Annotated in this window: 11 protein-coding genes and 3 pseudogenes; 9 read left to right on the top strand and 5 right to left on the bottom strand. The window is 36.8% G+C overall.

Annotated elements, in window-relative coordinates; all coding sequences use genetic code 11:
- Window positions 1-60 precede the first annotated feature (60 nt).
- From P700755_RS15910 to P700755_RS15930, 6 genes and pseudogenes are all read left to right on the top strand, one after another.
- A pseudogene (locus tag P700755_RS15910) lies at window positions 61-2,484 on the top strand (alpha/beta hydrolase family protein).
- A 386-nt stretch (window positions 2,485-2,870) separates the two neighbouring features.
- Window positions 2,871-3,248, top strand: a pseudogene (locus tag P700755_RS18860) (DUF6444 domain-containing protein); the annotation flags it as partial.
- A gap of 210 nt (window positions 3,249-3,458) precedes the next feature.
- A pseudogene (locus P700755_RS19545) lies at window positions 3,459-3,817 on the top strand (PH domain-containing protein).
- A 420-nt stretch (window positions 3,818-4,237) separates the two neighbouring features.
- On the top strand, window positions 4,238-7,051 hold the full coding sequence (locus P700755_RS15920; RefSeq protein ID WP_015025661.1) for a UvrD-helicase domain-containing protein: 2,814 nt from the start codon (window positions 4,238-4,240) through the stop codon (window positions 7,049-7,051).
- A gap of 29 nt (window positions 7,052-7,080) precedes the next feature.
- Window positions 7,081-8,475 (top strand): hypothetical protein, encoded by a 1,395-nt coding sequence (locus tag P700755_RS15925; RefSeq protein WP_015025662.1) that lies wholly within the window; start codon window positions 7,081-7,083, stop codon window positions 8,473-8,475.
- Window positions 8,476-10,984: 2,509 nt separating this feature from the next.
- The gene (locus P700755_RS15930) at window positions 10,985-12,451 is read left to right on the top strand and encodes an FG-GAP repeat domain-containing protein (protein WP_015025663.1); all 1,467 of its coding nucleotides are present in this window, start codon (window positions 10,985-10,987) and stop codon (window positions 12,449-12,451) included.
- Here the strand turns inward: P700755_RS15930 and P700755_RS15935 are convergent.
- Window positions 12,434-13,348: a transposase gene (locus tag P700755_RS15935; protein ID WP_041758921.1), complete on the bottom strand. Its 915-nt coding sequence runs from the start codon at window positions 13,346-13,348 to the stop codon at window positions 12,434-12,436. The two genes, P700755_RS15930 and P700755_RS15935, sit on opposite strands and share 18 nt — an antisense overlap.
- Window positions 13,349-13,433: 85 nt before the next feature.
- On the opposite strand from P700755_RS15935, the gene P700755_RS15940 reads away from it, so the two are divergent.
- Together P700755_RS15940 and P700755_RS15945 are read left to right on the top strand one after the other, a co-directional pair.
- Window positions 13,434-13,763 (top strand): T9SS type A sorting domain-containing protein, encoded by a 330-nt coding sequence (locus tag P700755_RS15940; protein ID WP_041758450.1) that lies wholly within the window; start codon window positions 13,434-13,436, stop codon window positions 13,761-13,763.
- A 305-nt stretch (window positions 13,764-14,068) separates the two neighbouring features.
- Window positions 14,069-15,901: a CocE/NonD family hydrolase gene (locus P700755_RS15945; protein WP_015025665.1), complete on the top strand. Its 1,833-nt coding sequence runs from the start codon at window positions 14,069-14,071 to the stop codon at window positions 15,899-15,901.
- A 77-nt stretch (window positions 15,902-15,978) separates the two neighbouring features.
- Here P700755_RS15945 and P700755_RS15950 read toward each other — a convergent pair whose 3' ends face one another.
- The 4 genes from P700755_RS15950 to P700755_RS15965 are packed head-to-tail and all read right to left on the bottom strand — an operon-like array spanning window position 15,979 to window position 24,525.
- A complete protein-coding gene (locus P700755_RS15950) occupies window positions 15,979-18,771 on the bottom strand; it encodes an alpha-amylase family glycosyl hydrolase (protein WP_015025666.1) in 2,793 nt (930 codons plus the stop codon).
- A gap of 58 nt (window positions 18,772-18,829) precedes the next feature.
- Complete coding sequence (locus tag P700755_RS15955; RefSeq protein ID WP_015025667.1) at window positions 18,830-19,987, bottom strand: SusE domain-containing protein; 1,158 nt, start codon at window positions 19,985-19,987, stop codon at window positions 18,830-18,832.
- Window positions 19,988-20,005: 18 nt separating this feature from the next.
- On the bottom strand, window positions 20,006-21,601 hold the full coding sequence (locus tag P700755_RS15960; RefSeq protein WP_015025668.1) for a RagB/SusD family nutrient uptake outer membrane protein: 1,596 nt from the start codon (window positions 21,599-21,601) through the stop codon (window positions 20,006-20,008).
- 11 nt (window positions 21,602-21,612) lie between these two features.
- Entirely contained in the window at window positions 21,613-24,525 is a 2,913-nt protein-coding gene (locus P700755_RS15965; protein ID WP_015025669.1) for a SusC/RagA family TonB-linked outer membrane protein, read from the bottom strand.
- Between the two features lie 194 nt (window positions 24,526-24,719).
- Between P700755_RS15965 and P700755_RS15970 the strand changes: the two genes are divergently transcribed.
- Complete coding sequence (locus P700755_RS15970) at window positions 24,720-25,778, top strand: LacI family DNA-binding transcriptional regulator (RefSeq protein ID WP_015025670.1); 1,059 nt, start codon at window positions 24,720-24,722, stop codon at window positions 25,776-25,778.
- Window positions 25,779-25,842: the final 64 nt, after the last annotated feature.

Genomic DNA, 25,842 nt, shown 5'->3' on the forward strand with positions numbered 1-25,842 from the left:
AAAATATTTGAAAGTTACTCATAGTTTTTATAAATTTAATGTCAACTATTATCACAAACTATGAAAAATAAATTATTAGTGCTGTGCACCCTTTTGCCTTTAATAGGCTTTAGTCAATTGGATTTAAACTACCAACTACCACACAAAAACATACTTGAACTTGCAGATGCCCCTATGCCACCATCTATGAGTATAAATCCCAATGGGAGTAAGGCTTTGCTTATTTACAGGAATCAATACCAAACTATTGTAGATCTAGCTGAAGATGAGTTAAGATTGGCTGGTTTAAGAATAAATCCTAAAACAAATATCTCAAGTCGTACCCGTTTTTATGTGGATTTAAAATTATTTGATCCAAGTAAGAAAAAAGAATTTGAGATTCAAGATTTGCCTTCCAATCTTAAGATTTCAAATATCAATTGGTCTCCAAACTACAATTATATAGCATTCACAACTACTCTACCTACAGGAAATGAATTATGGGTCATCGATTATAAAAAGAAATCTGCTAGTCGGTTGACTTCTGCTGTGGTTAATGGAAATTTGGGAACTACATTGGCATGGTTGCCAGACGAATCTGGTATTTTGGTTAAGACTTTACCAAAAAAGCGGCAAAACCTCATTGATGCTGATAATAAAGTTCCAACGGGACCTACAGTTTCCGTTAATGAAGCAGGTGTTGAGGCTCAAAACCGAACCTATCAGGATCTTTTAAAGAATAAAGTTGATGAATTTAATTTTGAAGTTTTGGCAACTTCAGAAATTCATAAAGTAGATTTAGAAGGCAACCAAAGTCTTTGGAAAACAGCGGCGATGTATGGAAGTATGTCTATTTCTCCAGATGGTAATTATGTGATGGTTTCAGAAATTAAAAAGCCATTTTCTTATATAGTTACTTACGGTAGATTTCCAACTTCACACACAATTTATACGGCAGATGGTGACTTAGCTCACCTTATTGCAGATATCCCCCTTATGGAAGAAATGCCCAAAGGATTTATGTCTACCAGAACAGGCCCTAGAAATATGTCTTGGAGAGATGACCAACCAGCAACCCTAGTTTGGGTAGAAGCTTTAGACGGTGGAGATGCCGATACCGAAGTAGAGTTTAGAGATGAAGTGTATCAATTAAAAGCCCCTTTTACTGCTAAAAAAGAGGATTTAGCCAAAACTAAATTGCGTTTTTCTGGAATAACTTGGGGAGATAAAACTACCGCTGTTTTAAGTGAATATTGGTGGAATACGAGAACCTTGAGAACGAGTATTTTTAATCCCTCCAATTCAGAAGTGGAGTCTGTCCTTTTTAACGAAAGAAATTATCAAAATACCTACGATGATCCAGGGAGTTTTGTAACCACAAAAAATAAATTGAATCAATCTGTCTTGCAGATCTTGAACGGAAAACTAACGCTTACTGGACAGGGGTATTCCGAAGAAGGAAAATTTCCTTTTGTAGATGAATATGATTTGAAATCTAAAACCAGTAAACGCCTTTTCCAAGTTAAAGAGTCTGACTATTTAGAGTCTTTTGTGAATATGATCGATGCTAAAAAAGGCTTGATTCTAACTAGATTAGAAAGTAGTAATGAGTTTCCAAATTACTACTTTAGAAATTATAAAACCGGAAGTCTAGAGCAAATTTCCAACTTCGAAAATCCATTTAAGGCCATACAAAATGTAGATAAAGAAGTTATTACTTACAAGCGTGATGATGGTCTTGAGCTTTCTGCTACCTTGTATCTTCCAGTAGGCTATGATAAAGAGAAGAAGGAAAAAATGCCAATGTTGATGTGGGCTTATCCACGGGAGTATAAGGATAAAAATAGTGCTTCTCAAGTGACCTCTAGTAGCAAAGAATTTACTTATCCATACTATGGCTCCCCAATTTATTGGGTCAACAGAGGTTATGTCGTTTTGGACGATGCTGCTTTTCCTATCATTGGAGAAGGGGAGGAGCAACCCAATGACAGCTTCAAAACTCAATTGGTCGCCAATGCCAAAGCAGCTATCGACGCTGTGGATGAGCTAGGATATATCGACAGAAATAAAGTAGCTGTTGGAGGGCATAGTTATGGTGCGTTCATGACCGCCAATTTATTATCACATTCAGATCTTTTTGCGGCAGGTATCGCTCGTAGTGGAGCTTACAACCGTACGTTAACCCCCTTTGGTTTCCAGTCTGAAGAACGCAATTAATGGGAATCACCCGAGGTTTATAACACGATGTCTCCTTTTATGAATGCGCACAAGATGAAAACACCCTTATTGCTTATTCATGGACAAGCCGATAATAATTCAGGAACCTATCCTATGCAAAGTGAGCGCTATTTCAACGCCTTAAAAGGGCTTGGTGCTCCCGCAAGATTGGTTATGTTACCAAAAGAAAGTCACGGCTATGCTGCGAAAGAAAGTATCATGCATATGTTATGGGAGCAAGATCAATGGCTAGAAAAATATGTTAAAAACAGAGAACTGGAGGAATAAAATTTCTTCTGAATTTGCTTATAGAAAAGACTAGAAGTTATCTTCTAGTCTTTTCTATTTCAGGATAATCTCAAGCCTTCAGAATGACACTTGCGAAATATCATTCCGACGTTCGTTAGGAGAAATCTCCTTGTCATTCCGACAGAGAAGCCCTTTTGCTTCGACGAGGAATCTTTTTGTCTTTAGGGAGAGATTCTTCATTCGCGAAAAGCTCCTTTAGAATGACAGTAGCGTGTTGTCATTCCGACAGAGAAGTTTTTTACTTTGATGAGGAATCTTCTTGTCATTCCGACAAAGAAGTTTTTTACTTCGACGAGGAATCTTCTTGTTTTTAGGTAGGGAGATTCTTCAGTCGCGAAAAGCTCCTTCAGAATGACAGTAGTGAAATGTCAATAAAGCCAACATATCAAGAGTTGTATGCGACGTTTACTTCTCGCGCTAGACGAGTAAATGAACTTGAAGGCTTGGCAAATCAGGACAAAGAATTGATCCAAGAGAATCAAGAATTAATTAAAGAGAACCGAGGTATCATAAAGCAAAATCAGCTACTGTTAAAAGAGAATAGACAGTTAAAGGATAAATTATTTACCTACGAAAATCCAAAAAACAGTCGCAACAGCTCTATGCCTCATTCAAAGGATGAAAACCATCCTAAACCAAATCAAAGTTTGCGCAAATCATCTGATCGAAAAGTAGGCGGTCAAAAAGGACGAAAAGGTAAAACTTTAGAGATGACAGCTCATCCCGATGAGATTATAGAATTATACCAATTTAGTTTTTAAATGTTGCATTAAAAATTTGAATTATACTACGACGTAGCTCAGCACAGGTTTTTTACTTAGTTGAGGAAAAAAAATAAGCATAGCAATAGTTACGGTTTTATTTTATGACAATTAGTAAATGAAAAAGAAACTGATTTTATACAACATTTGAATGCTAAATTGGTATTAGTTACGAAGAATTAAACTACGGGTATTTTTTCTTCTCTTTTAAGAAACACGGGGGCTATTGAAAATGGCAAACTGGAAAAGGATTTCGGCAAACTTTTAATTTCTTCTGAAAATATTGAAGTTGGATTCAAGTTGATTTGGGATACCTTTATTTTTATAAATAAGTGGCTTATCATTGTTGATGTTCAGTGGCTTACATGTAAAAAAATCGAATATTTTTCAGTAAACTATAGAAGCATTCTGGTTTAGCATAGAAACTGCCGAAAGTTTTGATCAGGCGGCAGAACTAAAGATTTGGATCTCCGGGGGAACAAACGCTTTCTGTGACAAAGAAATTCAACAAAAGTGTCGACATATATGAAGTTCAGAAGGTATTGGCATAATTTACACTATAAATCCTTCTCCCGGAACTGCTTAAAAAGTAGTTCCGACCTCTCCGAATGAGAGGTGAAGGAAATCTCTGAGTCGTCGTGGAATTTATAATTGGAAATAACAGTCGGAGTTAATCGGGCTGTTATTGTATTAGGTTTCTTTGAAACTTGTGGATTAGATATCAGTGTTGTGTAAAATTTTATCGGTGAAATTTATCCCCCTTAAGATTGTATGTTTTCTTGTGAATATGTACATTTCAACTGCAAGGATATTTTCACCCAAATAGGTAGAAACAATGGAAAGGGAAAATACTGTGAAGAATTGTTTTTATTGACTTTTTCCACTTTTTTATTAACAATTACTTCCAGATTTAAGGTTTAATATTACTTTGCAGCCTTATCAATTTGAAATACCAATAAATTAAAATTTAAATGAAGATTCTTTATTACAACGACCTTGACTTTTCCAAAGTAAAGAAACAATTTGAAAAAACATTGGGCTTTCTCCGCAATGGGGATTTCAAATCGGCGGAGATAAAAAAAATGCAGCCCACACCCTATTACAGGTCAAAACTTGATGTTGAAAACCGTTTGCTTTTTAAATTTGCGTCTTATGAAGGTAAAACCTATATACTTTTACTGGAAGTGATCCTCAACCATGAATACGAGAAATCACGTTTTTTGAGGGGAGCTGAAGTGGATGAAGGAAAAATCAAAGCATTGCCATCAATAAAGGAAGTACAGCAGGAAGATATCCTTTCCCTTAGCTATATCAATTCCAAAGCTACCAGTTTCAACCTGTTGGATAAAGCTATCTCTTTTGATGAAAGTCAGGAGATTATTTTTCACAAGCGCCCCCCCGTTATCATTATTGGGTCGGCCGGAAGTGGAAAAACAGCACTTACATTGGAAAAGATCAAGATGCTCAAAGGAAAGATTCTATATATTACTCTTTCGCCCTATCTCATAGAAAATTCAGCAAAACTCTATTATTCGTACGAATATGATAATGATAAACAGGAAGTGGAATTCCTGTCCTTCCATGATTTCATCCAAAGCACCCGTGTTACACAAGGAAGGGAAATAGATTACAAAACATTCGAAAATTGGTTCAACAAGTTCCGTAACATCGCAAAGATCAAAGATTCACATAAGCTTTACGAGGAATTCAAAGGAGTGCTCACGGGGCTCAATGTAGAAAAGGAATTCCTGAGCAGGCAGGAATATGAAGCATTGGGCGTAAAACAATCTGTATTTCTCGCCGGCGAAAGATCAGAAGTATATTCTTTTTTTGAAAAATACCTGCAATTCCTGAAAGAAAGCAATTTGTACGACATCAACATAATTTCACACCAATGGTTGCCTTTGGTCAAACCTATCTATGATTTTATCATCGTGGATGAAGTACAGGACTTTACCACGGTGCAGTTGCACCTTATCTTAAAATCCCTGAAAAAACCTGAGAATTTTATTCTTTGTGGAGATTCCAATCAAATTGTCCATCCAAATTTTTTCTCCTGGTCAAGTGTCAAGTCTTATTTGTTTAAAAGTGAGCTGAAGGGCAAGGAAATCAATATCCTCAAAACAAATTACCGAAATGCTCCTGCCGTTACTGACCTAGCCAACAAACTACTTAAAATCAAAACCAGCAGGTTTGGTTCCATTGACAAGGAGAGTGCTTACCTAGTCAATTCCATTAGCAAAAAAAATGGGGAAGTGGTGTTTTTGCAAAGCAACGATAAGGTTAAAGCTGATCTGAACCAAAATACCAAAGGCTCCACAAAATTTGCGGTCATTGTGATGCGGAATGAAGACAAAGCAGAAGCTAGGAAAATATTCAAAACCCCCTTGCTATTTTCCATTCATGAAGCAAAGGGTCTGGAATACGACAATATTATCCTGATGAATTTTATCAGTAACAACCATAGGGAGTTCCGTGAAATTACGGATGGTGTGGATCCTTCCGATATTAGCGATGCGCAAGGCATCAAATTTTCCCGCGGGAAGGACAAGACGGACAAATCCCTTGATGTCTATAAATTTTACATCAACTCCCTTTATGTCGCGATTACCCGTGCAGTAGAGAACCTATACTTGCTGGAGGCATCTCCCAAACATGAGATCCTTAAGCTCCTTGACCTGGTTGAAACACGGGACAAAGTAGGGGTCAAGGAGCAAAAATCTTCCCTAGATGATTGGAAGCAGGAAGCAAACAAACTGGAAAAGCAGGGCAAAAAAGAACAGGCAGATGAAATTCGACAAAATCTCTTAAAGGTCCAGTCAACGCCCTGGGAGCCTCTTCTCAAAGAAAATATACAGCAATTAAAAATAGAAGCATTAGACCCGAATAGTTATAATAAAAAAGCAAAAGATCTTCTTTTCCATTATTCTCTGGTCTATAACGATAGCGATGCCATTGATGAGTTGGTAGCCCATAAATACAGGCGTGCTGAGAGCCCAGAAAAAGAAAGGAATTCCCTTTTCCGAAAATACTATTCGCATTATAAAACTGATAACATCAAAATGTTGACTGTAAATATCAATAAGTACGGTATCAACTATAGGGATCAGTTCAACCTCACTCCTTTACTGGCGGCTGTTTATTCAGGCTCGGTGAAACTGATCAGGTTTTTACAGAAAAATGGGGCAGACAGTTCTGTTTTGGATAATGAAGGAAAAAATGCCCTGCAAGTCGCTTTAAACAAATCTCATTTTTCGAGAGGATATGCTGGAAATGAACTGGGCAGCATCTACAAACATATCCTTACAGATAGTATTAAGGTAAAGGTGGATAGCAGGATGATCAAAATCGACAACCACAAGATAGAATATTTTTTGCTCAATTATATGATTGCCCTACAATCTGTACTTATCAAAAACAAGAGTTGGGCAAAAGGGGTGAAAATGGCTGACTTTATAAGCACTGTGTACAATTATCCAGAAACCGTATTACCGCATTTTAGGAAGCAAAGGGCTTATTTAAATCAGGCCATTGCCCGTAATGAAATAGATGCCAGAGAAGACATCAGTAAAAAGTTGTTTTTAAGAGTCTCCAGGGGATTCTATGTCTTAAATCCTGAACTGGAGATTTTAATAAAGGAAGATTGGGTGAACATTTACGATTTAATGGGGGCAGAAAAAGTGGAGAAATTTGACGAGAAAGAATACATACGGCTTGAGCGGGAAAAAATATTTAAAGGATTTCCTAAGGTGCGCAATACGGTTAAACCAAAAGGGATGAAGTAAAAAAGCCTTATTTTAAAAATGATTTAATAATGGATTGGAAACGAATATTGGATGTTTTAACAACAGAGGATAAAGTGCTGTTTTTAGAGGAACTGCTTGAAAAAAATGAACCGGTACGCTCGCAATTTTTATCCCGGTTTAGGAGGGAATCTTTTAGTGATCCCTCATTGACCAGAGCGTCGCTTTTAAGGCTTTTTGAAGAAGAGAAAGCTGGGATTCTTAACGAGCTTGAAAGACTTAATTTTGTGGATTTTGATTGGGACAACTATATCCCACGGCACAGCGGTTATATTCCCGAATATGAGGCCTGTGAGTATATGGCGGAAGATATGGTAACAAAAATGTTCGATAAATATCGAGAAAAGATTTTGGTTTTCATCCGACAAGGAAAAGTTGCTGAAGGAGCCATGCTTTTAGCATCCGTTTATCAGTCTTGTACCGAAGCTTATTATGAAGAAAATTACGCTTTCGATGATACCGAAGAAGAATTCTTAAGACTGTTACAGCCCACCTATGAAGAGGTGCTGCAAGAGGTCAAATCTGTAATTACCAACGATAACCAAATCCTTGTATTTTTTGATGCCCTATTCACTCAATATTTGGGCTTTGGGGACGATCTAAAGTATTTTGAAGCTTTATTGAAATCATTGGTACAAAATGAAAAAATGGCTGGTGAAGTGGAGGAACTGCTGAAAAAATACAAGGTTGGGGAAGAATTTTTACCACAGCTTTTACTCCAGATATATGAACTTTTGGGCACCCGGGAAAACTGGCTGGATCATGCCCATCGCTATTTTAGGCAAGATAAGGAGCTGGCCGAGAAATTAATGTTTCATTACCTCAAAGAGGACAACAAGAATTTCCTAAACACTGCTGGAGAAGTTTTTACTGCTTTCCCACATACCTTTGACCGTTTTATACTTGAAAACCTAGATATAAAGAAAGAAAGGGGGTATTACAAAATGGTGTTGCTCAGGATCACCGAGCATGAAAAGGATATCCACGCCTATAAAACATTGAAAGAATTGCTTTCTTTAGAAGAAAAAGAAGTTTTTTTTGAAAGGATATGGGACAAGGTTTTTTTGACAAGGATTTTTAAACTGGAAAACTACTACGGCCGGATCCTCGATTTGGTAAATGCCAATCGCGACTCTTGGGAGTTGAATGAAATGATCCTGCCAATTATCCCTGTTTACCCCAAGGATTGTTTTGAGATTTTGGAAAACAAAATTTCTCAATCGCTAGCCAGTGAGCGAGGAAGAAATTCTTATAAGAGGATTTTAAAATGGATGGAACTCCTCCGAAAAATACCTGGGGAATCAGAAAAAACCAATGGGATCATCCTGAACGCGTATCATCATAAACCCAATTTGCCGGCATTAAAAGATGAAATGAGAAAAGCTGGCCTGCCACGTCAATCTTAGGCTTCACTCTGAGACTAGTGCTAAAATAATTTATCCAGCGTAGGAAATTGACGTATTTTAATGATCTATAGAAAGTAAAAGAGTTAAAAAGGAAATAAAGTCTGGAGGATGAAAAAATTAGTTAATACCTAAGAATAAAATCTGCGGGAGAAAGCCAGAACTTTAGATAACGAGGAACGGCGAATTGTCATTCCGACAATAAGAGAAATCTCAATGTCATTCCGACAGAGAAGTTTTCTACTTCGACGAGGAATCCTTTTATTTCAACATGGAATTTTTATGTTTTCGATAGGGAGAGATTCTTCAGTCGCTGAAAAAGCTCCTTCAGAATGACAGTAGTGAAATGTCATACCGACGATAGGAGGAATCTCAATGTCATTCCGACAAAGAAGTTTTTTACGTCGACGAGGAATCTTTTTATTTGAACACGAAATTTTTACGTTTTCGCTAGGGAGAGATTCTTCAGTCGCCGAAAAGGCTCTTTCAGAATGACAGCGGCGTATTGTCATTTCGACAAAGAAGTTTTTTACTTCGACGAGGTTTTTTTTTATTTGAACACGAAATTTTCATGTTTTCGATAGGAAGAGATTCTTCAGTCGCCGAAAAGCTCCATCAGAATGACAGCGGCGGATTGTCATTCCGACGATAGGAGAAATCTCAATGTCATTCCGACAGAGAAGTTTTTTACTTTGACGAGGAATCTTCTTGTTTGAATACGAATCTTTGTGTTTTCGATAGGGAGAGATTCTTCAGTCGCGAAAAGCTCCTTCAGAATGACAGTAGCGAAATGTCATTCCGACAGAGAAGTTTTTTTCTTCGACGAGGAATCTTCTTGTATTTCAACATGGATTTTTTACGTTTTAGATAGGGAGAGATTCTTCAGTCGCCGAAAAGCTCCTTTAGAATGACAGTAGCGTGTTGTCATTCCGACAGAGAAGTTTTTTACTTCGACGAGGAGTCTTCTTGTTTTTATGTAGGGAGATTCTTCAGTCGCGAAAAGGCTCTTTCAGAATGACAGTAATGAAAGGTCATACCGACGATAGGAGGAATCTCAATGTCATTTCGACAAAGAAGTTTTTTACTTCGACGAGGAATCTTTGTGTTTTCGATAGGGAGAGATTCTTCAGTCGCGAAAAGGCTCTTTCAGAATGACAGTAATGAAAGGTCATACCGACGATAGGAGGAATCTCAATGTCATTTCGACAAAGAAGTTTTTTACTTCGACGAGGAATCTTTGTGTTTTCGATAGGGAGAGATTCTTCAGTCGCGAAAAGCTTCTTCAGAATGACACTTGCGAAATGTCATTTCGACAAAGAAGTTTTTTACTTCGACGAGGAATCTTTTTATTTGAACACGGATTTTTTACATTTTCGATAGGGAGAGATTCTTCAGTCGCTGAAAAGCTCCTTCAGAATGACAGTGGCGTGTTGTCATTCTGGCAATAGGAGAAATCTCAATGTCATTCCGACAGAGAAGTTTTTTACTTCGACGAGGAATCTTTTTTTTATTTCAACACGAATTTTTATGTTTTTGATAAGGAGAGATTCTTCAGTCGCGAAAAGGCTCTTTCAGAATGACAGTAATGAAAGGTCATACCGACGATAGGAGGAATCTCAATGTCATTCCGACAAAGAAGTTTTTTACTTCGACGAGGAATCTTCTTTTTATTTCAACACAGAATTTTTATGTTTTCGATAGGGAGAGATTCTTTAGTCGTGAAAAGCTCCTTCAGAATGACAGCAGTAAATTGTCATTCCGGCGATAGGAGAAATCTCAATGTCATTCCGACAAAGAAGTTTTTTACGTCGACGAGGAATCTTTTTATTTGAACACGAAATTTTTACGTTTTCGCTAGGGAGAGATTCTTCAGTCGCCGAAAAGCTCCTTCAGAATGACACTTGCGAAATGTCATTCCGACAAAGAAGTTTTTTACGTCGACGAGGAATCTTCTTGTCATTCCGACAAAGAAGTTTTTTACTTCGACGCGGAATCTTTGTGTTTTCGATATGGAGAGATTCTTCAGTCGCCGAAAAGGCTCTTTCAGAATGACACTTGCGAAATGTCATTCCGACAAAGAAGTTTTTTACTTCGACGAGGAATCTTCTTGTTTTTAGGTAGGGAGATTCTTTAGTCGCTGAAAAGCTCCTTCAGAATGACACATGCGTATTGTCATACCGACGATAGGAGGAATTTGTTTGTTTTTGCCAAAATCTTAATTTTTCACACCGACTTCAGTTAGATCTTACAATCCCAGACGGATGTTGAGGTGAACTTTCTCACTTAAGCTGGATATCGTTAAAAGTTTAAGCTAACGCAACCAAAATCCCGCTTGCGGAAATAAAAGCTCTTATTAATACTTTCTAGCAATTGCTTTTCTATGAACTTAAGCTGTATTTTCAAGTCCTAGATTGAACACTTATTTAACATATAATTTGCTAATTTAATCTTTAGTTAACAAATTTATGGCCATTTTATAGTAAATTATTTAACATTCTAAAACCAAAAGCATATGAAAATTAAAAAATTACTGATTGTATTTATTTTATTATTAGGGGTGACTTCCCTTTTTTCACAAAATGGGATGGGGAAAAAAGCTATGTTAAATGAAGATGGGACTATTTCAGTTTCAGAAGTTGAAATTCCTCAAAGCAGAGTATCTAATATAGAGGTAGAACTCCTTTTCACTTTTGGAAGGCCTGCGAGTCCAATAGTAAAAAATTCTAGAGGTGTGACTTTAGCAGATTTAAATGGTGATGGAACAGATGAGGTTATATATGGTATTAATACAACACTATTTGCAATAAGCGGTGACGGATCTATTCTATTTGAAAAAGAAGTAGAAGGCCTTATTTTACTTCCGCCTTCTATTGCAGATTTAGATGGCGATGGCTCTCCAGAAATCATAGTCAATACAGGTTATCCAACTACTGTTGGAAGGGTGTATGTAATTGATAATAATGGAGATGATTTGCCTGGCTGGCCTATTACTTTTAATGATAAGTGGATGATTAATGCTCCTGCCATTGCAGATCTAGATGGTGATGGAACTTTAGATATTATTACAGGCGAACGCTTTGGGAGCTCACAAGGTTTTGTACATGCTTTAAATATAGATGGTACTGAAATTAACGAAAATTGGCCTGTTGAAGTTCCTGCAACTCCTGCATTTACTCCTTCCATTGGTGATATAGATAATGATGGCAGTAATGATGTTGTGATTGCTGCATCTTCAGCAGGAATGTACGCTTTCAACAGTCAAGGAGTTATTTTAGATGGGTTTCCTTTACTGGACGCTGCTGTTCGATACAGTTATCAATCTCCCATGTTAGTTGATCTAGATGGCGATGAGACCTTAGAAATTGTTGGTGCTAACCATGGAGATAGCCCAGGCTTTTATGTGTTGAATCACGATGCAACTTATTTTCCAGGTTGGCCAATTGCTACCAATGGGTGGATCTATTCTACCCCTACTGTTGTAGACCTTGATGGCGATGAAACTTATGAGATTTTTATGGCAGATAGAAATACGAGTAGTGATGAAACAGACTTACCTACTATCTATGGTTTAACTCCAAGCGGTGGTAATCTTTCTTTTTTCCCTATTGAAAAATATGGAGGTAATGAAGGGGTATTAACCATAGGAGATGTAAATGATGATGGCGTTTGGGATATTATTTTTTCGAGTACAATGACTGATGCTGAGGGATTTGGATACATACATGCGTATTCAACAGATGGAAGTGGAGAAATAGAAGGTTTTCCATTGCGTCCTGAAGGATTTACTTTCTTGAATGGAGCTGTTCTAGGTGATATTGATAATGATGGAATGATGGATCTTACAGCAAACTCAAATACACTTACATTTGGCGGTGGTGTAGATATGTCTTACGTAAGCACGTATAACTTAAACATTCCTTTTGATAAAAGTAAAATATTGAGCAATGGTTACAAATGCGAATCAAGAGTTAAACAATAGTGTTATAAATGCTGCTGCCAGTCGACCATAAACATGTAGATTTAAGCCTTTAGTAGATCTTACTTTGCTAGCTTTTTGTATGTCTGATTTTTCAATAAGCCAACTAAATAGCGCTTCAATTGGTTGTCTAATTTTGGATACAGCTCTTGAATATAAATCGTTTGCAGCGCGATCAAACTTTTTTAAAACATCAGGCATTCCTTTTACAGCCTTCACTGGTGTTAACATTTCCGAATTAAAATTAGTATACATATCTGTGAAAAAACTTTTAGATTGATATATTTTATCCCCAAAAAACGTTCGATTTTCTTTTTCTGACCAAGCTTCTTTAAATAGCGCAAAGTCGTTTACAGAAGCCGCAGTAAATATAATTTGTTCTGGATGTGGTAATTTAGTTGGGTTACAAAATCCTAAAGCATGCAGTTTCATTCCATAATAATACATGCTTTTTGTGGAGCAAAATCCTTTATCTGTAATCTCGGGTGCAACTTTACCCGAGCGTTTTCCAGAGCAAGTGACAATAGGCATTGAATCTAATACGCTAAATTTTGTCGAACATTCCTTTGGTGTAAATTCGGTTAAAAGCATCCCTACAAGAGTATTCATAACATTAGAAAGCCTATTTATTCTGCGGTTAAAAGCTTGATAGCTACCTAAATCTGGAAACCAACTCAATAAATACTCACTTGCAAATTGATGTATTTTATTCATTTTAAAAATCCCTTGATGCTCCATTACAAATAGATAAATCGTGACGATTTCTTGATCTGTAAGTTTTGGAGTATTATTATTGCTAAAACGCATCGAATCGAATTGTAGCTGTTCATCAAACTTTTCACATACATAATCATATAATTTTACTAACTTATAATCCTTGTTATTGCTCTTTGTATTCAAAATAATCTCGTTGAAATTGACTATTAAGATACTGAAAATCAATAACTTAAACAAGTTTAAGAGGTTGTTTTTCAACTAATTAAACTTGTTTTTTATCTTTATTTCAAACCTTGATTCGCATTACAAAGGAAGTAATACTCGTGATGGACTTATTAAGGAAGAAGTTTTAAGTGTAAATGAATTCTTTGGAAATAAAAAATTAAATATTTTCCCAAATCCTGCAAGAACACATTTTAAAGTAAGACTAGATACCAATGATGAGCTGCAGAACTTAAGTTTATATAACAACTTAGGGCAATTGGTGTTATCCACCACAGAATCCTTTGTAGACACCACAACATTAGCTAGTGGTTTATACGTTGTTCAAGTGATAACTAATGAAGGGAAAAGAACATCTAAGGTAGTTATAGAATAAACGTATCAGAAGTTCATAAAAAAGACTTGTAAAAACTTACAGGTCTTTTTTATGAACTAGATTTTAAAAAGTTATTTATCGAGTACCAGAAGGTATCACGCTGATTTCAGTTAGATGTTACAATCCCAGACGGATGTTGAGGTGAACTTTTTCACTTAAGCTGGATATCGTAAAAGTTTAAGCTAACGCAACCAAAATCCCGCTTGCGGAAATTAAACCTCTTATTAATATGTTGTGACAATAACTTTTTTGTGAATTTAAACTTAAGCTGTATTTTTAAGTCCTAGAATTAAATTAAAAACTATATGAAATATTTAAAGTTTGGTTTCATCTTATTCTTGCTGTGCTCTGTATCTAGTGTGATGGCTCAATATGATGTCAAAGCCAATTACGACAAGCAAGAAGTAGATATCAAAATGCGTGATGGTTTAAAACTGCATACCACTATTTACACACCAAAGGACACGTCAAAATCTTATCCGATCTTGATGCAACGGACGCCTTATAGCTCTCGACCTTATGGCGAAAACCAGTATAGAAAACAAATAGGTCCCAATAAATTCCTTATGGAACAGGGAAATATTATTGTGTACCAAGATGTGCGTGGTCGCTGGATGAGTGAAGGTAAGTATGATAATATGCGCGGCTTTATCCCAAAGAAAAAGCGCAAAGAAACAGATGAGGCCTCAGATACGTATGATACCATCGACTGGCTTGTGAAGAATGTTGACAATACTAATGGAAATGTGGGGACTTGGGGAATTTCTTACCCTGGGCACTATGCTGCCATGTCGGTACTTTCTGATCATCCTGCCTTAAAAGCAGCTTCGCCACAAGCGCCGATTGGCGATTTTTACTTTGATGACTTTCATCACAATGGGGCTTATTTATTGAGCTATTGGGTGGCTACGGCAGTGTTTGGTTATGATAAAGAGGGACCAACTACAGAATCTTGGTACCCCATTCCAGATATTGGTACTAAGGACGCCTATCAATTCTTTTTGGATATTGGTCCCTTGTCTAACCTCGATAAGTATTATGGAGAAGACAATGTGTTTTGGCAACAGTTAAAAGATCATCCAGACTATGATGAGTTTTGGCAAGAACGCGGTCTTGTGCAGCATATGAAGGATGTAAAACCTGCTGTCTTAACGGTTGGTGGTTTGTTTGATGCGGAAGACCTTTATGGTCCGTTTGAAATCTATAAAAGCTTAGAAGAAAATAGCGATAATTTTAATGCTGTTGTTTTTGGACCTTGGAGTCATGGCGACTGGGCTAGACTTAGGGAGAGACAAGCGGTTGGCAATATGTATTTTGGAGATGATTTGTCTGAAAACTTTCAGGTCAATTATGAAACCAAATTCTTTAATCATTTTCTAAAAGATGAAGGGGAGTTTAATGCTGCTGAAGCGACTATGTATGATACTGGAGCAATGCAGTGGGATGAATACGAGATGTGGCCTCCAGAAAATGCGATAGCTACTGACTTTTACTTGGGTGACAACCAAAACTTAAGTAAGGAAGCTAATCCAAGTTTTGAAAATAAATTTGTGAGTGATATCAATAAGCCCGTCCCTTTTACTGAAGATATTAAGGTAACTTTTACACCAAGAAAGTTCATGACAGACGACCAACGTTTTGCCGCTCGTCGTCCAGATGTGATGGTTTATGAAACCGAAGTGCTGGAAGAAGATATGAAACTTTCTGGTGAAATTTTAGCAGCTCTTGAGGTAGCAACCACGGGAACAGCTTCAGACTGGATTGTAAAAATCATCGATGTATATCCTGCCGATGCTGAAGATTCTGAAGAAATGCAAGACCACTTGAAGATGAGTAATTACCATATGATGGTAAGAAGTGAAGTCTTTAGAGGTCGTTATAGAGAAAGCTTTTCGGAGCCTAAGCCTTTTGTACCAAATCAAAAAACTAGTGTAGATTTCCAGATACAAGATGTTAATCACACATTTAAGAAAGGGCACAAGTTGCACATACAAGTGCAGAGCACCATGTTTCCTTATATCGATAGAAATCCACAGAAGTATGTAGACAATATCTTTGAAGCTACAGAGGACGATTTTGAAACGCATACCCATACTATTTATGGAGATTCAAAAATTGTTCTTCCTGTAGTGAAGTAATATAGCTATGGCTTACTATAAAAAAGACCTCGAGTGAATGCTCGAGGTCTTTTTGGCTAAAACTAAAACACATAAAATTAGTTGATTATCAATTTTTTGGTCTCAGAGTTTTGTTGATTTCTATATGTTATAAAATATAATCCTGGGCTTAGATTTTCAATTCCAAATCTATGATTTGCATTGAAGCTACCCTTATAGTCTTTGATTAGCCTTCCATTCATATCATAAACCTGAACAGCATCAACTTCATTTGAAATTGAAAAGTAATTGGTTGCTGGATTTGGATATACCGTATAATTTAAGGCAGAAACCTCATTTGTACTTAAAGAGGGCTGGTTATTGAAATAGATCTTAAATTCACCAGGAGCTAGAGTAAGGTTCATAGACGTATTACTAACTTCTAAACTAGTTTCAGTGACCACATCATACCAAGTTCCAGCTTCTTGGAAAAAGGGTTGAGTAGTAAGTGAAGTCACTCCAAAGTTTCCAACAATAATGACGTACTTAGGTTCGCTACCAGTGGCATTATCATCTACCAAGTAAATTTTCTTCTCAAAGTCGTCAGCGACTTCCAAAGTAAAATTATCAGTTTTGAAAATGGGTTCATTTCGTTTTAAAGCGATTAGTTTAGACCAAACGTCATAAACGTCTGTTCTGTCAGAATTGTTGAGGTAATCCCAACGTATTGGCTTAGGCCCAGTTCTACAGTCATTATTTATAGTTCCGTCTTCACAATAATTGATACTAAATTCATAGCCCAATTCTCCAAATTGCCAGATCATTTTGGGCCCAGGAATGGTAAAATAGAAGGCCCCTGCAAGTTCTAGTCTATCCAAAGCTGTATGGAGTTCTGTGATGTCATAAGCACCATTACCATTTCCAAATTCTAGATTTTTATACATCAATCTTTCCTCATCATGACTTTCCATATAACTCACGTTGGATGGAGTAGACCAGTCTCTATTTTGATAGGAAACATTGCTGAAATTCGAATCTTCATAGCCCATCGTGGATTGATTATAATTGTAATTGCTGTTTCCCCAGACCATCATGCCAGGTTCACTAGCATTGCCTGTAGCTCTGTGGTTAATGAGTTGAGTTTCTTCAGAATTGGGAGCAAAATGTTCTAAAATAACATAAGTGTCTTCATTATAACTTCTAATGTCATCGTACATTCTATTTAAAAGATTAATTCTAGATTGATCGAAGCCACCACCATCACCAACAGTGTTGGTAAAGCCTTTGGTAAAGTCGAATCTGTAACCATCGATATTGTACTCTTCTAACCAAAATCTATTGATTTGATCCATATAGTCTTGAGTAGCTAGTGATTCGTGATTGATATCATTAAAAAACTGAAACGCCGTATTAGGGTCATTTTCATTAAAAATAGGATTGTCTGAAGTCACTTGGCCATTGTAACAGCCACCACAATCGTTGTACATTCTATAATAAGGATGTTGCCCAGTCGCATGGTTGAAAACGACATCCAATAAAACAGCAATTCCTTTTTGATGACAAGCGTCTACAAAAGCTTTAAAATCATCTGGTGAACCGTAATATTTATCCAAAGCCATGTGTAAAGCTGGATTGTATCCCCAACTGAGATTTCCGTCAAACTCATTCACAGGCATAAGTTCGATGGCATTGATGCCTAAGTCTTGCAGGTAATCTAATCTATTAATGACAGATTGAAAGCTATGGTCTTCATCAAAATCTCTGATAAGCATTTCGTAAATGACCAGATCTTCTTGAGCTGGTGGAGTAAAATTCTCTATTTGCCAATCGTAATCTGGTTGATTCAATTTTACCCAGCTTACCAATTCTGAAGTGGCTCCTTGTGGATAACTTGGAATATTTGGAAATGTAGAATTTTCAAGAAACTGGTCGTTGAACGGGTCTAAAACAACTTTGGAATAAGGATCTGCTACGACCAATTCAGCTTCTATACTGTATTGAAATAAGAAATCGGCATTGGGAGCGCTGAAGTTATTCATGGTAATCCAATGTTGATTAGTAACATTATCAAAATTCAGCAAATAGGTGTTATCAATAGTCCAGTTGTTAGAGTTGAAGTTACCAATAAGATGAACAAATTCCTTTTCGGGAGCAAACAAGACTAAAGTGATTTCATTTGGATTCGAACTGTCATAATTAATACCGTTTTGAGCACCTGTTGGAACAGGAGCAATAGTCACATTTGGAGTTAACACAGCATTAAAATTAAATTCAAATGCCTGACCAGAATTAGGGTCTGTGGCTGTTAAGACAAAGTTTGAATCTCCGGTCACAGTCAAATTATTAGCATATGAAGTGATTCCGTTTTGAGTATCAATAACACTTCCGTTTGATGTTAATTCAAAATTAGCATCAAGACTTGCTGAGGCCTCTATATTTAAAATATCTCCAGAATCGAGTAGAGTAGTGGTCTCTGTTGGACTGTTTAAGGTAACTTGAAAACTTCCAACAGGAATTAAGTTATCTTGAGTCTTTTTATCTCCAGTCCCATCTTTAGCTTTCACTAACATGCCTAACTGACCAATATCGGTAGCATTGTAAAAAGTAGTTGGAGTGAAGGTGAAAGAATAGGTGCCAGCTCCATTATCTGTCATTTTTTGAGTTTCATTGGAATTCCCCCAAGTACCATTGGTGGGAGAGTTGTTACCAGAATCGCCATTGGTATCTATATACCAAGCCCAAAAGTAAACCTCTGTAACGCCCCATATTGAGGGGTCTACATTGGAGACAGTAATTGTAATTTCTTCATCCTGATCGAAGGTAGGAGGAGAGACGCTAAAGACCCCCTCTTGTTGTTGTGCGAATCCTACGATAGAGCATAGTAAGGCTGTAATAAGTAATAGTTGTTTCATAGTATGAGGATATAAAAAAGGCTATCCTTTTGAGATAGCCTTTAGAGTAATAGATGTGTTATTGAAGTGAAATTAGCATGTAATTTCCTGTAAGGTCATTAAACCAAACTTCGTAAGTTCCTGCACTAGAAGGAATATTTGGACCTCCTAAAGAACCAAATCCAGAAAATTCTGTATTGCTTCCCCAGTTAGCGACGTCCCAATCGTCTTCAGCTCTAAACTTCACTTCTCCATCAAAAAGTTCAATTTCAGAGATGTACCAGACATGAGGGTCAAAAGTAGATTGAGTCATGTTGATGTCTTGACTCCAACCCTCATCGCTTCCAGTTGTTCCAAATCCAATAATTCCAATACTTGCATAAGCCTCTGAACTTGCTTCATCAAAAGCTACCAAAGAAGAGATTTTATTTTCTGTATCCACTTCTAGGGTATAGTATCCTTCACCATCAGTAATTTGGAAAGGTCCTGGATCTCCACCAAGATCTTCACTGGTCTCAAATGAACCATCTTGAAGACCCCACTGTGGCTGCCAAGCCCCTCTGTTTTCAATTAGTTTAAATTCATTAGTATCTCCACCTAAAAATTTACCTGTATAGGTAAAGACATTTTCGTTTTCGGGATCTCTTACTAATGGAAAATTGTTGTTATCATTATTCCAATCTGCGGCTGTCGCATTACCTACAAAATATAGATTAGGAAATACGGGAAGTGGTTCTGGTCCACCTGTAGCAATTAAAGTCACAGTAAGTGTAGTCACTTCTGAAAGAGTTTCAGGAGAGTTTTCAGCATTTTCAGAACCAATTAAAGCTCTAACTCGAAAGTATAAATCGCCAGTATCTGGGTTTTCTGTCGCTTCATCATTGTCTAAACCAGCGGCTTCTGCTAGGCTTAACAACTGTGCTACTGTAATAGAAGCTTGGAGGTTTGACGTTTCGGCTAAAAGTTCAGGAGCCGTAAATTCAAAATCAGCTGAACCATCCAGTTGATAAGTTATTGGGGTAGGGATTCCAAAATCTGGAGATTCCCAGGTAAAGCGTTCTGCATTATTTTGAGCGGTTTGTTCACTCAATAAATATTCTCCCAAAAAGTCGTTGGTAAACGAAATTTGGTCTGGAGGTGTCTGAGCAGTGAACTGAATTTCATCATCTTCACTACAAGCATTAAACGCTACTATTGCGAAAAACACCATTATTAATTTTAAAATGTTCTTGTTCATGATTTTTAGTATTTAATATTAATAACCTGGATTTTGTGTTAAATTTTGATTGGTCGCTAAACTAGCTGAAGGAATAGGGTATATCGCTCTAAAACTGTCGATTGAAGTTCCTGCTGATGGACCACCTTTAAACATCCAAACATATTGATTTCCAGTGTATAAGCCGAAACGTATAAGATCTTGTCTTCTATGGCTTTCCCAGTACAATTCTCTAGCACGCTCGTCGATAAGAAAATTGAGATCGAGTTGAGCAGAAACAATATTTCCCGAAGTGTCTCCAAAGGCTCTCTCTCTTAGTGAGTTAACATAATTAAGAGCTGTATTTAGATCTCCGCCACCACCTCTTAGATGTGCTTCTGCGTACATCAGATAGGCATCTGCAAGCCTAAACATAGGAAAATCTGCATCAGTAAAGGTTCTATCAGAACCAAAACCACCTGTAGATGTTCTATTGGAATATTTGGTAGTAATATAACCCGTATTAGGATCAGTAACGACAAGAGAAATAGGTCTGTCTTCAGTAATAATTAAATTTCTTGCATCATTTTCAAAAAGTGGATTTAGAGTAAATTTCTCAGAAAATTGTGGTCTGAGTCTAAATAATCCTCCAAAGCCACCTGGATTTACGCCTAATTCTTCACCATTTTGTTCTTGAGCTCCCACCTGGCCTTGGATTATGATTGTTGTTCCTCCATAATTTTGAGTAGCTTGTCCATCATTGGCGATAGGAAAGATAATTTCATTCTGAGCACCATTACTGTTGTTATCTGCTAAAAAGTTAAATTGATAATCATTTACCAATTGATAACCAGAATTGATGACAGCTTCAGATCTTGATAAAGCCTCTGTATATCTAGGGGTCCCTGTATACACTTCAGCATTCAAGTAGATTTTAGCCAAAATCATATGAACAACTCCTTGATCAATCCGTCCATATTCTCCAGAGTTTCCAGCAGGAAGATCTTCTAAAGAGTTTAGCAATAAACCTTCTACTAAATCAAATAGCTCTGGTCTGCTCAACTCTTCCCCTTGAGTAAAGCCAGCTTCTGTGGTTTCATCATAGAACGGTGCTTTTCCAAACATATCCATAAGGTGATAATAAGATAAAGCTTTTAATACTTTAACTTCAGCTCTATAGGTTTGTATATCTCCAAGAGAACCAATTCCTCTAGATTGTAGCAACTCATCTGTAGATTGTCTTAAGAATTCATTAGAGAGTGATACAGAAAACATAGCTCTAGAATAGACACCTCTTAATAAGACGTTTTCTGGAGAAGCAGAATTTCGCTGCACTCCTCTAATTCCTGGATCATTTTCAAAAGTGAAAATAGTTTCATCTGTAGAAAGATTTTGCAGATTAAATAAACCCCTCATATATTGTCCAGTACCAGCATCTAGTCCTCCTATATTACTTCCTCCTGGACCAGTTAGGGAAGACAAAGAAAGGTTGGCATATACCCCAGCCAGAGATTGTTTATAAGCTTCTGCGGAAGTGAATATTTGGTCTCCTAAGGTGATGTTGGGATCTCTGATCTCCACATCCAAATCAGATTCACAAGACGAGAACAAAAATGCTCCAAGTAGTGTGAATAGTATGTAGTGTTTAATTTTCATAATTGAATTATTTAAAAATTATAATTAACGCCAAGTAAGTAAGTTCTTCCTCTTGGATAGATTGTGTTATCGATACCACTGATGTTTAATTCAGGATCTACTCCAGAATAATCTGTGATCACAAAGGCATTTTGTAAGCCCATCCAGAATCTTAAACTTGTCGATTCTCTATTAAAACCTCGGAGTGTATAGCCTAAAGTAATGTTATCCATTCTTAAGAAAGACGCGTCTTCTACAAAGAAATCTGATAAGATAACATCTGGGGTTCTTGCAAATCCTGTTTCTAAAACTTGTACAGGTAAGTTATTAGGAGATACTAAATTAAGATTACCCAGTTGAGCTCTTGAGGAATTAACGTTGTTGTAAATATCATTTCCAAAACTAGCTCTTAGGTTAAAATTGAAATCGAAGTTCTTGTAAGTGAAGTTGGATTGGAAACCCATCAATACATCTGCTTGGCCATTTCCAGACACATAGCGATCCCTATCATCAACTGTACCGTCTCCATTTAAATCTGCATAGGCTCCTTCTATGGGTTGCCCAGCTTGATCATATAATTGAGCATAGGTGAAAAAAGAATTTGGCCATGCTCCCTCTCTTTGAACTTGTATTGTATTCCCAGTACCTCCAGTGATTCCCCCTACAAAAATGTCTTGTCCAAAAGCAAGATTTGTAATCTCTCTGTCGATAGCGGTAAAGTTGTAGTTCACATTCCAGTTTAGGTCATCTCTTCGAATCACATTATAATCGAGGTTAACTTCAATACCTTTTGATACAAATTCACCGATATTTTGAAAGCCTTGGTTGGAGAAGTTTGCACCGTCTGGTACAGGAACATTCGACAAGAGATCATCTGCAGTTCTTTCAAAAACATCTACAGAACCAGACAGCCTATTGTTAAATAATTCAAAGTCTACCCCTAAGTTGATTTCGGTTAAGATTTCCCATCGTATATCTGGATTGGTATAAAGTGGTTGAAAGGGTACAATTGTATTTCCGAAATTATACTGTTGGTTAGATAAACCTGTTTGGTAACGTCTCAGGTAATCTGAGGTAGAAGGGACTTCTTGTTGACCTAATTGCCCCCAACCAGCTCTTACCTTTAGACTGTTAATCAAGTTGCTATCTTCCAAGAAATCCTCTTCAGTTAATATCCAAGCACCTGAGACTGAAGGGAAATATTCAAACCTATTCTCTGGAGAGAATTTTGAAACCCCATCTCGTCTAATAGACGCATTCACAAAATATTTATCCTGAAAGCTAAAGTTTGCTCTACCAAAATAACCAATTAGAACAACGTCATCTGCAACTGTGGTTCTGGGTTCTTGTGCGTTTGGGTCTAAAATTTCGTTGGTAGTAAAACGTTCAGATTCAAATTTTTGATAAGAATAACCTGCCGTTAATTTTAAACCGAAATCGTTAAAGTCATTTTCATAAATAAAGTAAGAATCGGCAGATGTATTAGTTCTAGTTTGTTCATAGCGAGATTCGTTACCGATAAATTCTCCTTGTTCTGCATTCACTCCTAAAGCACTCGTTCCAGGTCTGGTTAAAGAGCCACCACTATCTGTCCTGTCATAACCAAGGTTGGTAACAAGCCTTAATTCTGGCAAAAAGTGAAACTTATAGTCTAGATTTAAATTACCAAATAAGCGATCGGCATTACTTATATTTCTAGTTTGAAGCAATTGCGAGACTGGATTCCTTGGGACATTTGAGGCTGCAGAGCCATCATTGTCTAAAAACTCAAAGAAACCACCATAGGGAGACCCAGGTGATCTTACTGGTTGAGTAGGATCAAAAGTTATAGCGTTGCCTTCAACACCATCTGCAAATCTATTGTCTTCATTGCTATAGTTGGCATTTAAACCTACTTTAAGATGGTCGTCAAAAAGTCTTGGATTTAAAGATAAAGAGGCTGTGGTTCTATCAAACTTAGAGGTTTGTCTTAAACCTTGCTGGTCTGAACGATTTAAGGATAATCTAGAAGGAATTTTCCCGAATAAGGCTCCACGAGCACTTAAGTTTATATCAGAAGATTTTGCATCTCTGTATATTTCATTCTGCCAATTGGTATTGGCACTACCTAATTCTCCAAGTCGGCCTGGAAAATTCTCAGCTATTAAAGTTCTAAATTGACCTGCACTTAACACATCCACAGTATTGTCTATAGTAGTAATGTTTTGCTGAACATCTAAAGAGACACTGAGTTCACCCCTCCCTTTTTTGGTGTTGATGATAATGACACCGTTTGATGCTCGGATACCATAAATAGCAGCTGCAGAAGCATCTTTTAATACAGAAAAGGATTCAATATCATTTGGGTTAATGGTAGAAAGGATAGACCGTGTTCCATCTGCAACAGAATTATCTAAAGGCAAACCATCCAAAACAATTAAAGGAGAATTATTAGCATTGAAAGAAGACCCTCCACGGATTCTAATTTCAGATCCAGATCCTGGACCACCGCCTTTAGTGACAGACAAACCAGGGACTCTACCCTGTATAAGACTCTCTGAAGTGACAATATTTCCTTTGTTGAAATCTTTTTCTGTAACAGAAGCCACAGAACCTGAGATAGATTTCACCGTTTGATTTCCGTAGCCCACGACGACAACTTCGCTTAGGGCTTCGGCATCTTCAACCATAGACACCTCTATAGAAGTGTTCTTTCCATTAAAGACAATATTTTTAGTTCTAAAACCTACATAGCTAAAGGATAGCGTTTCACCGTTTTCTAAAACGATTGAGTAATTTCCATCAAAATCGGTCGTTGTTCCCTTATTAGTATTTTTAACAGCGATGTTTACTCCAGGTATTGGCATACCCGAATTATCGACAACGGTCCCACTTACTGTGGATTGTGCAAAAATACTGATAGGCAAAAGCATTAGCAGCAGACCTAAAAGTTTAATTGTTCGCATAGAGTATTGTTTTGTGTTATTAATGAGTTATATTTTTACTTCCGATGTTAAAACTATATAAACTATGTTCAATAGCCTTAAAAACCTTACAGCTACAACGTTTTCGTGTTGATAACTTTTTATTTTTAGTAAAATTTGAGGCCATTTTTGATAGAATATCTTATTTTGAGTCAGAATTATTGTAAAATCGTAAAATGAAACAAAAACCAACACTCAAAGTCATCGCTAAAGAACTAGATGTTTCTGTATCCACCGTGTCTAAAGCCTTAAGAGATAGTAAAGAAATTGGGGAGGAGACCAAAAAGAAAGTAAAGGCATTTGCTAAGCTTTATAATTATAGGCCCAACAATATTGCCTTAAGTCTAAAAAATAAAAAGACCAAAACACTTGGAGTTATTATTCCTGAAATCGTTCATCATTTTTTTACCACCGTAATTTCTGGTATAGAGCATTATGCCAATGATAAGGGATACAACGTTATTGTTGGTTTATCCAATGAATCTTTTAAGAAAGAAGTGATTAACCTAGAGATGCTAGCCAACGGGAGTATAGATGGTTTCATTATTTCTGTAGCCAAAGAAACCCTTTCATTTAAAGATTTTCACCATTTTTCAGAAACTATAGACCAAGGTATTCCTATCGTCATGTTCGATCGTGTTATTGATGATATTGAATGTGATAAAGTTATTGTAGATGATGTCAAAACCTCAGAAAAAGCAGTTCAAAAACTTATTGATGGTGGATGTAAGAACATAGGAATTATAAGTACAAAAGACTATGTGAATGTAGGCAGACTTAGAACTGAAGGCTATAAAAACACACTAAATGCAAATCATATTAAAATTCAAAATAGCCGTATTTTAAAAATAGACGATAAATTCAATTCAGATGATAATCTTGAATTTTTAGAGGAACAAATCTATACTTATTTTGAAGAAAATGAAGTTGATGGACTTTTTACGGTCAATGAGCTTTACGCGATTACAGCGATGAAGGTTGCAAGGCAGAAGGGTTTGACTATTCCTGATGATTTACAAGTAATTGGTTTTACAGACGGTGTACTGTCTAGACATGCATTTCCTAGCCTAACAACAATAAGCCAGCATGGCTTTGAAATGGGAGAAGAGTCGGCAAAATTACTCATCGATAGGCTGGAAAACCCCAATGAAGAGGAAGAACTCTTTAAGACCATCGTCGTTAAAACTGATATCATCGATAGGGAAACTACAAAATTGCGTAACCCAAAAAAATAAATATATTTGCAGTTCAACAAAGCTATATTTTTACTTCCATAAGATGAGCTTTGTTAAATTATAA

The organism is Psychroflexus torquis ATCC 700755, from assembly GCF_000153485.2.
GTDB classification, from domain to species: Bacteria; Bacteroidota; Bacteroidia; order Flavobacteriales; family Flavobacteriaceae; genus Psychroflexus; species Psychroflexus torquis.

Excerpts from the sequence above, each read along its gene's own strand:
- P700755_RS15925 (WP_015025662.1), top strand. The coding sequence starts at position 7,081 with ATGGATTGGAAACGAATATTGGATGTTTTAACAACAGAGGATAAAGTG.
- P700755_RS15930 (WP_015025663.1), top strand. The coding sequence starts at position 10,985 with ATGAAAATTAAAAAATTACTGATTGTATTTATTTTATTATTAGGGGTG.
- P700755_RS15920 (WP_015025661.1), top strand. The coding sequence starts at position 4,238 with ATGAAGATTCTTTATTACAACGACCTTGACTTTTCCAAAGTAAAGAAA.
- P700755_RS15970 (WP_015025670.1), top strand. The coding sequence starts at position 24,720 with ATGAAACAAAAACCAACACTCAAAGTCATCGCTAAAGAACTAGATGTT.
- P700755_RS15965 (WP_015025669.1), bottom strand. The coding sequence starts at position 24,525 with ATGCGAACAATTAAACTTTTAGGTCTGCTGCTAATGCTTTTGCCTATC.
- P700755_RS15950 (WP_015025666.1), bottom strand. The coding sequence starts at position 18,771 with ATGAAACAACTATTACTTATTACAGCCTTACTATGCTCTATCGTAGGA.
- P700755_RS15960 (WP_015025668.1), bottom strand. The coding sequence starts at position 21,601 with ATGAAAATTAAACACTACATACTATTCACACTACTTGGAGCATTTTTG.
- P700755_RS15955 (WP_015025667.1), bottom strand. The coding sequence starts at position 19,987 with ATGAACAAGAACATTTTAAAATTAATAATGGTGTTTTTCGCAATAGTA.
- P700755_RS15945 (WP_015025665.1), top strand. The coding sequence starts at position 14,069 with ATGAAATATTTAAAGTTTGGTTTCATCTTATTCTTGCTGTGCTCTGTA.